Origin of the sequence: Actinoplanes sandaracinus, assembly GCF_030009775.1 — a bacterium.
GTDB classification, from domain to species: Bacteria; Actinomycetota; Actinomycetes; order Mycobacteriales; family Micromonosporaceae; genus Actinoplanes; species Actinoplanes sandaracinus.
Map to the genome: position 1 here is coordinate 173,811 of NZ_JASCTH010000020.1, position 11,117 is coordinate 184,927.

Consider the following 11,117-nt stretch of genomic DNA (forward strand, 5'->3'; position numbering starts at 1 on the left):
GTCCTCCACACGATCGCGGCGCTGGTGACCGCGGTCGTGCTCGCTCCGCTCGTCCTGCCGGGATACGTCCTGCGCTACGACATGGTCTTCGTGCCGCGGCAGCCGCTGAACTGGGAGATGCTGGCGCCGGCCGACTCGCTGCCACGGGCGGTGCCGGTGGACGCGGTGGTGGCGGCGGCCAACCTGGTGATGCCGGGCTGGCTGCTGCAACGGATCGCGCTGGTGGCGATCGTCTATCTGGCCGCCCTCGGCGCCGCGCGGCTGTTGCCGACGGCACGCCTGCTGCCCCGGGTGGTCGCGGCCCTGGCCTACGCCTGGACCCCCTACCTCGCCGAACGGCTGCTGCTGGGGCAGTGGGCGCTGCTTCTCGCGTACGCCTGCCTGCCCTGGCTCGTGATCGCCGCCCGTGACCTGCGCGACGGCCGGCGGGGCGCCCTGCCCCGCCTGGTGATCGCGGCCGCGCCGGCCGCGCTGACGCCGACCGGCGGCCTGATCGCGCTGGCGACCGTCGCCGTCCTGCTGCCGTTGCGCCGGAGGGCCACCGCGGCCGCCCTGGCCGCCGTCACCGCCCTGAACGCGCCCTGGCTGGCGGCGGCGCTGACCGGCCCCGCCGGGGGCGCCTCGGACCCGGAGGGGGTCGCCCAGTTCGCGGCCCGGGCGGAGAACTGGGCCGGTTCCTGGACGGCGCTGGCCGGGACCGGCGGCATCTGGAACGCCCAGACCGTGCCGGCCAGCCGCGAGTCGGTGCTGGTCCCGGTGGTGACCGTGCTGCTGCTGGCGGCGGCCGTGCCGGGCCTGCTGGAGCTGCGCCGTCGCTGGGCGGGCGCCGCGGACCGGCTGTTCGTCCTGGCGGCGGGCGGCTTCCTGCTGGCGGTGGCCGGGGTGGTCGCGCCGGCCGCGGTCCTGCTGGAGTGGGCCGTCGTGCACGTGCCCGGCGCCGGGCTGCTGCGCGACGGCCAGAAGTTCCTGATCCCGTACGCCCTGGTGCTCGCTCTCGGGTTCGCCCTCGGCGCCGAGCTGCTCGCCGCCCGGCTGGACCGCGCCGTCGACCCGGCCGCCGGGCGGGTCGTGCTCGCCGGTGCCGCCCTGTTGCCCGTCGTGCTGCTGCCGGACCTGGCCTTCGGCGTATCGGGTCAGCTGCGGCCGGTGCGTTACCCGGCGGACTGGGCTGTGGTGGCCGAGCGGGTGGCCGAGAGGCCGGGCGAGGTGCTGTCGCTGCCGTTCGAGGGCTACCAGCGGTACGGCTGGACCGATGACGTGGTGGTGCGTGACCCGGCGCCCCGCTTCCTGAACGCGCCGGTGCTGATCAACGACGCGTTGCGGGTCGGTGCGGTGACGGTCGACGGGGAGAGCCCTCGCGCCGCGTCGGTGGGCGCCCTGCTGGCCGCCGGGCAACCGGCCGCCGCGGCCGGCACCCGCTGGGTGCTGGTGCGCCGGGGGAGCGGTGAACCGGCCGCGCGGGTGCTGGCGGGGCTGCGGCTGACGCACGACGGGACATACCTTCAGCTGTGGGAGAACCCGTCGGCGCCCGGGGAAGTCAGAGTGGCCGGAACCGGTCGCCGGACCGTCGCCCTTGCCGCCCACGTTTCGGCTGGTCTGATCGTGACCGGAGCGGTTATTGCGCTACTGCTACTGGGCAGTAGATCGTGGTACCGTCCGCGCACCCACTAATCCGGGGAGGAAAGATCATGGCCAAACTGGCCACGTTCATCATCGCGACGTTCGCCGGGGGCATCCTCGGGGTCGTCGGCGTGTTCGCGGCGGCCAGCGCCGTGAACCCGTCCGCCGACCACGTCGCCAGCGTGAGCAAGACCGATCCGCAGCAGGGTGCGGCGGCGTACGGCGCTCGCTGACGTTGACCAAAAAGCCGGCCTTCTTCGGAGGGCCGGCTTTTCTGGCGTGTGGGCCGGGTCGCCCCGCGGTTGAGCCTCTACCGGCGTGTGGGCCGGGTTCCCGGCGGGTGAACCACTGAGTCAGCGGACCGGCTGGTCGGCCGGGACCTGCTGCCCGCCGCCGAGCTGCCGGGCGACCACGTCGGAGAACCCGTCGCCGGCCTTCTCCCAGGTGAACCGGCTGGCGTGCACCGCCGCGGCCAGGCCCATCGCGGTGCGCCGCTGCGCGTCCAGCAGCAGCGCCCGCACCTGCAGGAAGAAGTCGTACTCGTTCTCCACAAGCACGCCGGTCTCGCCGTCGGCCATCGCGTCGGCGACACCGCCCGCGGAGCGGAACGCGACCGAGGGCGTGCCCCGCACCCCGGCCTCGACGATGGTGAGACCCCAACCCTCCTTGAGCGAGGGCATCAGGAGCAGCCACGACGAGCAGAGCAACTCGTGCTTGGCCTCCTCGGAGACGAAGCCGGTGAACCGCACCCGGTCCTCGATCCCCAGGTCGGCGGTGAGCTGCCGCAGCGGCTCGTCCCACCAGCCCTGACCGGCCACCACCAGTTCGACCTCGGGCAGTTCCAGGGCGAGCAGCGCGGTCGCCCGGAGGGCGAACTCCACCCGCTTGTGCGGCACGAGCCGGCCCAGCACCATCAGGCTCGGGTTCGGGGTACGCGGCGCCGGCGGCATCGTCACCTCGGGCGTCCCGTTGTGCACGACGGAGATCCGGTGCCGGTCGACACCGAGGCCGACGAGTTCCTCACGGGTCGATTCGGAGACCGTGACGTACTGACAGCGCCGGTAGACGCGGACCGCCAGGACCGACTCGATCCACCAGCCGATCCGGGCCAGCCGTGGGCCGAACACCACCGGCCACTGCTCCCGGTGCACGTGGTGGACCAGGACGATCACCGGGCGGCGAGCGTAGAGACGACTGAGGAACGGCATGCCGTTGCCCACGTCTATGATCAGATCCGGTCGGCCGAGGCGGCGCCGGGACAATGGTCCGATGCCGAGCAGGCCGATCAGGTAGGTGAAGGCGGCCAGAAGGTAGACGGTGTGCCGTCCGCCGCGGCGGACGATCCGCATCCCCTCCGGGGTGCTCTCCTCCGCCAGGGCGGTGCCGTAAGCCTGGCAGAGCAGGGTCACGCGGTAACCGCGGCGCACCAGCTCGGTGGCCACCCGGTCGAGGTAGAGCTCTGAGCCCCCGCCTTCGGGGTGCTTGGTGTCGCGCCAGTTAAGGAACAGGACGTGACCGCTGCGGGCATCAGTCATGGTCTCCCCTGCCACCCCTACTTGCGAGTACGATTCGCGGTCGCGTCACACTAGGTCAGCTCTGGGAACAACCGCAACGGGCGCGTAACAACGGGAGGAACCGCGTGAGCGATGGGAGCCTCCGATCGCGACCGGAGTTCTGGCCGGTCACGCTGCTGAGCATCGCGCTAATCGCGGTTCTCGCCGGATGGTCTGGATTCACTTATGTCGATCGAACCCGTAATGATCCGCGGTGCTCCGAGAAGACCACGCTGAGAGTCGCCGTGGCGCCGAGCATCGCCCCGCCGGTGCGCGAGATCGCCGCCCGCCTCACTTCCGGCGACGCCTGCCTCGCCTGGTTGGTCGAGGCACGGGAATCGGCGGACGTGCTGCGCGCCGTCGCGCGTACCGCCCCGGATGCCGCTGTCACCGCCTCCGCATCGGCGTCGGCGAGCAGTTCCGGAGAGAAATCCGCCAGCGCGAGCACCGCCGCCGGCGAGACGGCCGCCCTGGCCCCTGACGTCTGGCTGCCCGAGTCGACGCTCTGGCTGCGCCGGGCCCGCGCGGCCGGCGCCTTCCAGGTGCCCACGGAGGGCATCTCGGTGGCCACCAGCCCGGTCGTGCTCGCCCTCGACGAGGGCACCGCCACCAGGCTGCCCAGCGCCGATCTCAGCTGGCCCCGCCTGGTCGGCGCCGCGAAACCACCGGTCCCGGTCGCGCTGCCGGACCCGGCGACCAGCCCGCTCGGCTTCGGGTCCCTGGTCGGGATCCGGAACATCGCCAAGGGCGACGCCCCCGGCACGGCGGGGATCATGCGGCGGCTCTCGCCGCACACCCTCTCGACCGCCGGTGAGGCCGTCCCGGACCCGGTCGGGCCGGGCGGCGGCGAGACCGCGGTGATCAGCACCGAGCAGCAGGTCCTGTTCGCCGCCGACGGCGGGAAGAAGCAGGTCGCGGTCTACCCGCAGACGGCGGTACCCGGGCCCGACTACCCGTACGCCGTGCTCACCACCGAGGACGAGCCCCGCGAGTACGCCGCCGGGCTGCTGCGAGCGATCCTCGACGGCACCGGCGTCTCGGCGATCACCGGCCACGGCCTGCGCACCCCGGCCGGCGGCCCCCCGGCCGGCATCACGAACGCCACCAAGGTCCGCACCACCGACTACCCGCCCGCCGCGCTGCCGCCGGAGACCGACGTCGAGGCCCTGCTCAACGCCTGGGGCGGGGTGCATATCAGCGCCCGGATGCTGGCCGTCTTCGACATCTCCGGCTCGATGGCCGCGGTGGTGCCCGGCGCGACCGAGTCCCGCATGGAGGCCACCATCAAGGCCGCACAGGACGGCGTGAAACTGCTGCTGCCCACCACCGAGCTGGGCGTCTGGGAGTACTCCACCGACCTGGACGGCTCCCGGGACTATCGGGAGGTGGTGCCGGTCGGGCCGATCGGCCCACGCCGTGACGAGATCATCCGGGAGGTCGGCCGGATGAAGGTCGACCCCAACGGCCAGACCGGCCTCTACGACACCGCGCTGGCCGCGTACCGCGACGCCACCCGCAACTGGACGGCCGGCCGGATCAACATGGTGCTGATCCTGACCGACGGCACCGACGACAACTCCAGCGGCATCAGCCGTGCCGAACTGCTGGGGAAACTGGGCGAACTCGCCGACCGGAAACGTCCGGTGCCGATCCTGTTCATCGGTGTCGGCCCGGATATCGACGCCGCCGAACTGAACCAGATCGCCAAGGCCACCGGCGGCCGGGTCGCTCTCACCGAGAAGCCGTCCGGAATCCGGCAGATCTTCTACACCGCGCTGGCCGAGTTCAGCTGCCTGCCCCCGGAGTGCCGCCGATGACCGTCACCCTCCGGGAGCGGACGCCCACCGTGACCACCGAACCGACCAGTCACCGCCGCCACCTGCTCGCCCTGGGCGGCGCGCTGCTGCTCGTCGTGCTCGCCTTCGTGCAGCGCCCGGGCCGCATCACCTTCGACACCAAGCTCGACATGGCCGAGGACCCGATCGGCTTCATGTCCCGGGCCCTGCACCTGTGGAACCCCTGGTCCACCTCGGGCGAGCTCCAGCAGCAGGCGTACGGCTACCTGTTCCCGATGGGCCCGTTCTTCGCCGCCGGCGACCTCCTCGGCATGCCGCCGTGGATCACCCAGCGGATCTGGTGCGCGCTGCTGCTCTGCGCCGCCTACTACGGCACCCTGCTGCTGGCCCGCGCGCTGCGGATCGGCAACGACACCGGCCGGATCGTGGGCGCGCTCGCCTACGCGCTGGCACCCCGGATGCTCACCGAAATCGGGCCGCTCTCCTCCGAGATGCTGCCGGTGGTGTTCCTGCCGTGGGTGATGCTGCCCCTGGTGCGGGCCGGCCGGATCGGCTCGCCCCGCCGCGCCGCCGCGCTCTCCGCCCTGGCCGCGCTCTTCATGGGCGGCATCAACGCGGCCGCCGTGGTGATGGCCCTGGTGCTGCCGGGTCTGTGGCTGATCACCCGCCGCTGGGACCGGCGCCTGGCCACGCTGATCTTCTGGTGGGGCGTCTGCATCCTCGGGACGACGCTGTGGTGGATCGTCCCGCTGCTGCTGTTCGGCGAGTACAGCCTGCCCTTCCTGGACTTCATCGAGTCGTCCGGCACGACCACCGCGGTGACCTCGCTGTTCCAGGCGACCCGCGGCACCAACCAGTGGGTCGGCTACATCGTCCAGGGCGACCCGTGGTGGCCCGCCGGCTGGACGCTGGTCGACAACCCGGCGCTGATGGCCGCGACCGCGCTGGTCGCCGCCGTCGGCCTGGCCGGCCTGGCGATGCGTGGGCTGCCCGAACGGCGCTTCCTGATCATCGGCGCGCTGACCGGTCTCACCCTGCTGACCGTGGGCTACGTCGGCACCATGGACAGCCCCTTCGCCCCGCTGGCGCGCGAACTGCTGGACGGGCCGCTCGCCCCGCTGCGCAACGTGCACAAGTTCGAGCCGGTGCTGCGGCTGCCGGTCGCGCTGGGCGTCGCCTACGCGGCGAGCCACGTGCTGACCTGGCGGCGGCTGGGCCTGCGGATCCCGGCGAGCCCGCTGGTCGCGGCCCTCCTGATCGTCGCGGCGGCGCCCGCCGGGATGACGCTGCTGCGCCCGGGGCCGGGCTGGGCCGAGATGCCGTCGTACTGGCGCGACGCGACCGGCTGGCTCGCCGACCAGGACGCGCAGGCCCGCACCCTCGTCGTCCCGGGTTCCGGGTTCGCCCAGCACACCTGGGGCCGGACGGTCGACGAGCCGATGCAGCCGCTGGCCGGGGCGCCCTGGTCCACCCGTAACCAGATCCCGCTCGGCTCCGAGGGCAACATCCGGGTGATGGACACCGTCGAGGCGGTGCTGGAACAGGGCCGCGGCTCACCCGCCCTGGCCGAGTTCCTGGCCCGTTCCGGCTACAAGTATCTGCTGGTCCGGCACGACCTGGACCGGTCCGCCTCGGGAGCCCCGCCGATCGCGGTGGTGCGCCAGGCGATCGCAGGCTCACCCGGCCTGGAACCGGCCGCCTCGTTCGGCCCGATGGTCGGCACCGGTGGCTCAGACCCGAGCCCGGTCGACGCGTCCGTGTCGGTGCCGGCGATCGAGATCTTCGCGGTCACCCGTACCGTCCCGCAGATCTCCGCCACCGCGATCGCCGGCGTGCCGGTGGTCGGCGGCGGACCGGAATCCCTGCTGGGCGTCCTGGAACAGGGTCTTCTCCACGGTGAACAGCCGACCGTGCTGGCCGGCGAGACGAACGGCACCCTCGGCCTGGCCGCCGGCGAGTCGCAGGCGCGGCCGATCGTCACCGACGGCCTGCGCCGCCGGGAACTCAACATCGGGCGGGTCCGCGACAACGTCAGCCAGACCCTGACCAGGTCCGAGAAGACCAGACAGGGCCGGGTCCGCAGTGACCTGCTGCCGTTCGAGGGCAAGGGCCACCAGACGGTCGCCGAGTACCAGGGCATCCGCGCGGTCCAGGCGTCCAGCAGCGCGAGCTACGCCGACTCGATCGGCGCGACCGACCCGTCCAACATGCCGTTCGCGGCCCTGGACGGCGACCCGGCGACGGCCTGGCGTTCCGACCCGTTCCAGGCCGGCGCCGGTCAGTGGATCAATGTGGAGCTGGGCAGCGCGAAGCGGGTCACCGCGGTGACCGTGGACTTCTCCTCCGACCTGCGCGTCGCCGCCCCGGTCTCGGTGGTCCGGCTCACCACCGACCAGGGCATCGTGGACCGCGCGGTGCCGGAGACCCCCGGCCCGCACACCCTCTCCACCCTGCCCGGGCTCACCACCGCCGTCCGCGTGACGGTGCTCGCCCTGCAGGGCGGCTACAAGGGCGCGGTCGCTCTGCGTGAGCTGGGCATCCCCGGTCTCGACGCCGAACGGGGCCTGCGCGCCCCCGACGACATCAAGACCACCACCCCGCCGGCGTACGCGTTCGAACGCGACGCGCAGCAGCGTGGCGCCTGCTTCCCGGTGTCCCCGGGGACCTCCGCCGGGATCCGGTGCGACCAGTTCCTGGCCCGTCAGGGTGAGGAGCCGCTCGGACTGGACCGGTACTTCACCACCCCGGTGGACGCCGCCTACGACCTGCGGCTGACCGCCCACACCCGGCCCGGCGCGAGCGTCCCGCTCCAGCTGCCGGTCGCCTTCTCGGCGTCGTCGGTGCTGGCCGGTGACGTGACGGTCGGCGCACATGCGGCGGCCGACGGCAACCCGGCCACCGCCTGGCTGGCCGAACCGAACGACGACACCGCCACCCTCACCCTGACCTGGACGGGGAAGCGCAGGATCGACCGGGTCCGGGTGGTCGCGCCGGAGGCGGCGTCGGCGGGCCGGCCCACCAAGGTGTCGATCCGGGCCGGTGACCGTGACACGGTCGTCGACATCGGCGCCGACGGCCTGGCGACGTTCCCGGCCGCCTCCGTCGAGCGGCTCGACATCACCGTCCTCAACTCCGAGCGGGTGATCGCCGACCCCCGCGGCCGGGGCTGGCAGGCGCCGCACGGGATCGCCGAGATAGAGGTGCCCGGCCTGGCCGGGCTGCTCACCCCGGCCGGTGACAGCACGCCCCTGGCGGCCGCCTGTGGCGCCGGGCCCGGCGTCGAGATCGCCGGCGTCCGCTACCCGACCTCGGTCGCCGGCACCCTCGGCGACGTCCGGGCGGGCCGGGCGCTGGCGGTCACCGTGTGCGACGACTTCGCCGTCGACTCGGTGCAACTGCCGGCCGGTGACCAGCATCTGCGGACCATCCCGTCGGCGGCGTTCGTGATCGACTCGGCCACGCTCGTCCCGGACGGCGCCGCGGCACAGGCGCCGGCCGTCACCCACCGGACCGTCACCGTGGACAAGTGGGAGCCCACCGACCGGGCCGTCACGGTCGCCTCCGGCGAGGCGTCGCTGATGGTGGTGCCGGAGAACCACAACGCCGGCTGGGCCGCCACCCTGAACGGGCAGGAGCTGCGCCCGGTCCGCGTCGACGGCTGGCAGCAGGCCTTCGTGCTCCCGGCCGGCGAGGGCGGTTCGGTGATCTTGCGCTTCACCCCGGACGACCCGTACCGTACCGGCCTTGCGGCCGGTGCTGGATGCATCCTGCTGGTCGTGGTCCTGGCACTGCTGCCCGTGCGGCGGCGTGCCGTTCCGGCCGGCCCTCCGCCGGCCCGGGCGAACACCGTGATCCCCGCCGGGGACTGGTGGATGCTCGTGCCGCTGGTCGTTCTGGTGGTCGTTCTCGGTGGGCCGGCGGGTGCGGCGCTGCTGCTGCTGGCACTCATCGTGCGGCAGGTGCGGCCGCGCTGGCTGCCCGGGCTCGCTTTCGCGAGCGCCGCGACGGCCGTCGGGGTCGCGGTCGGCGGCCGGCTGCTGGGCCACGGTCAGGATTGGGCGTACGGCGTCGCGGTGCAGTCGGCGATGCTGGCCGCGGTGTGCGCGGTCGCGGCAGCCGCGGCCCCGTCCGCAGGCCACCCGGAGAAGGAGAACTCAGTGGACGACCAGCCGATCGTCGAGCACCGCGCCACCTTCGGCCGGTCGGTGCGGTTGTTCCGCACGTTCCTTGTCGAACAGACCGATCCGGACCGGTTCTACTCGATGCTCGCCGCCGACTCGGTGCGCCAACTGGCGGCCTACGCCGATCTGGCCGGCGCCCGGGTGCTGGACGTCGGTGGCGGGCCGGGGTATTTCGCCAGCGAGTTCCGGGAGGCCGGGGCGGCGTACATCGGCCTGGACCCGGCGGTCGGTGACTTCGCCGCCGCCGGCGCCGAAGTGAACGGGATGGTCCGCGGCAGCGGCACCGCCCTGCCGATCCGCACCGGCTCGGTGGACGTCTGCTACTCGTCGAACGTCCTGGAACACGTCTCCGAACCGGAGGCGATGCTCGACGAGATGGTTCGAGTCACCCGCCCGGGCGGCACCGTCTTCGTGTCGTTCACCCCGTGGTACTCGCCGCACGGCGGACACGAGACGGGACCTTGGCACCTGCTCGGCGGCGATCGGGCCAGGCGCCGTTACCTGCAGAAATTCGGTCGCGAGCCGAAGAACCGATACATGGAGACACTCTTCCCGATCAGCGCGGCGCGTATGATGCGCTGGGCCCGGGCCGCCCGCCGCGCCGGTGATGTCACGACGGTCGATGTGATTCCGCGGTATCACCCCTGGTGGGCGCAGTGGGTGGCGTCCGTGCCGGTGCTCCGGGAATTCCTGACGTGGAATTTCACCGTCGTTCTCCGGCGTGAGGGCGAGTCAGTTTCGACAGTCGTTCAGGAAGATGTGGCCAGGGTCTCGCTTCCGGATGTGACTCAGTAGTAACCTCCTGCAAGCTCGGCATACATCACTCATGCCACCATCTCGTTTCCACCTCGTGGAGGACATATGAAGTCCCGCGTCATCGGCACCGTACTGTTCGGTTTCGGCGTCTTGGCGCTGGTGTTCGCCGGCGGCCTCGCGTTCGTCGTGGCACCGACGGCCAAGCAGCTCCCCTATGACATGGAGCTGACGCAGTCGGTTGCCGAGGCGCCGAACGCCCGCTTCATGCAGATCACCAACGGCCAGGTCGTGGTCAACTCCGGCACGTTGCGCTCGACGGTCACCGTCCAGCCCGACTCCGGCTCGACCGCCAAACTCGAAGGCGACCTGGACGGCTCCGCACTGGTGTGGGTGGCCGGCCAGCAGGTGCAGCGCACCGACACCGGTGACCTGATCAGCGCCTACAGCACCTCGCTCGCCGTGGACCGCAAGACCGCCGCCGCCCAGGCCTGGAAGGGCCAGTGGCTGGACACGGGCAGCGACCGGCAGCCGGTCAAGTACGACGGCCAGATCTACAAGTTCCCGTTCGGCACCACGAAGGACGGCGCGTACAAGATCTTCGACCGGGACATCCTGGAGAGCCGCCCGGCTCAGTTCGTGAAGACCGAGGAGATCCAGGGGCTGGAGACCTACCAGTTCACCCAGACCATCCAGAACGAGACCCAGGACGTTCCGAAGGACCGGCTCGCGGTCGCCCTGAGCTCGCTGCTTCCCGGCGCGACCGACGGCAAGATCCAGTACAGCAACACCCGTACCGTGTGGGTGGAGCCGAACACCGGCCAGTTCATCCGGGTCCAGGAGCAGCAGAAGAAGCAGCTCGTGTCCACCGACAACCGTTCCGTCGACGTCCTCGACGCGACGTTCGCCTACACCGACGAGACCGTCACCAAGGCGGCCGCGACGGCGAAGGACAACATCTTCCTGCTCAACATCGTCAGCCTCTGGGGCCCGCTCGGCCTGGCCCTGCTCGGCCTGATCCTCGCCGCGGCCGGTGGCCTCCTGGTCGTCCGCGGCCGGGTCAAGCCCGCCACGGTCGGCGTTCCGGCGCAGTGGACCGGTTCCCCGCGGCACGCCGCGAACACCGAGGCCACCCAGGCCAGCGCCTCCGCCGACAAGGCATAACGCACGGCTTTCCGCCCGCGCCACCGAGCCTCCGCGCTCGGTGGCGCGGG

Annotated in this window: 6 protein-coding genes; 5 read left to right on the plus strand and 1 reads right to left on the minus strand. The window is 72.4% G+C overall.

All coding sequences use genetic code 11. The features are described from left to right. Positions 1-24 precede the first annotated feature (24 nt). Together QLQ12_RS28675 and QLQ12_RS28680 are read left to right on the plus strand one after the other, a co-directional pair. Positions 25-1,671 (plus strand): hypothetical protein, encoded by a 1,647-nt coding sequence (locus QLQ12_RS28675; protein WP_282763663.1) that lies wholly within the window; start codon positions 25-27, stop codon positions 1,669-1,671. Between the two features lie 17 nt (positions 1,672-1,688). Then, on the plus strand, positions 1,689-1,853 hold the full coding sequence (locus QLQ12_RS28680) for a hypothetical protein (RefSeq protein WP_282763664.1): 165 nt from the start codon (positions 1,689-1,691) through the stop codon (positions 1,851-1,853). Positions 1,854-1,973: 120 nt separating this feature from the next. Here the strand turns inward: QLQ12_RS28680 and QLQ12_RS28685 are convergent, their stop codons facing one another. Then, complete coding sequence (locus QLQ12_RS28685; protein ID WP_282763666.1) at positions 1,974-3,155, minus strand: glycosyltransferase family 4 protein; 1,182 nt, start codon at positions 3,153-3,155, stop codon at positions 1,974-1,976. A 263-nt stretch (positions 3,156-3,418) separates the two neighbouring features. Here QLQ12_RS28685 and QLQ12_RS28690 point away from each other — a divergent pair, with 263 nt between their 5' ends. The 3 genes from QLQ12_RS28690 (at position 3,419) to QLQ12_RS28700 (ending at position 11,067) form a co-directional block, all read left to right on the plus strand. Further along, the gene (locus QLQ12_RS28690; protein WP_282763667.1) at positions 3,419-4,990 is read left to right on the plus strand and encodes a substrate-binding domain-containing protein; all 1,572 of its coding nucleotides are present in this window, start codon (positions 3,419-3,421) and stop codon (positions 4,988-4,990) included. Further along, the gene (locus QLQ12_RS28695) at positions 4,987-9,945 is read left to right on the plus strand and encodes an alpha-(1->3)-arabinofuranosyltransferase domain-containing protein (protein WP_282763668.1); all 4,959 of its coding nucleotides are present in this window, start codon (positions 4,987-4,989) and stop codon (positions 9,943-9,945) included. Before QLQ12_RS28690 ends, QLQ12_RS28695 begins: the two co-directional genes overlap by 4 nt. A 66-nt stretch (positions 9,946-10,011) precedes the next feature. Further along, positions 10,012-11,067 (plus strand): DUF3068 domain-containing protein, encoded by a 1,056-nt coding sequence (locus tag QLQ12_RS28700; RefSeq protein ID WP_282763670.1) that lies wholly within the window; start codon positions 10,012-10,014, stop codon positions 11,065-11,067. The last annotated feature ends 50 nt before the right edge of the window (positions 11,068-11,117 follow it).

Coding starts and splice junctions, on each gene's coding strand:
- QLQ12_RS28680 (WP_282763664.1), top strand. CDS start 1,689: ATGGCCAAACTGGCCACGTTCATCATCGCGACGTTCGCCGGGGGCATC.
- QLQ12_RS28685 (WP_282763666.1), bottom strand. CDS start 3,155: ATGACTGATGCCCGCAGCGGTCACGTCCTGTTCCTTAACTGGCGCGAC.
- QLQ12_RS28695 (WP_282763668.1), top strand. CDS start 4,987: ATGACCGTCACCCTCCGGGAGCGGACGCCCACCGTGACCACCGAACCG.
- QLQ12_RS28700 (WP_282763670.1), top strand. CDS start 10,012: ATGAAGTCCCGCGTCATCGGCACCGTACTGTTCGGTTTCGGCGTCTTG.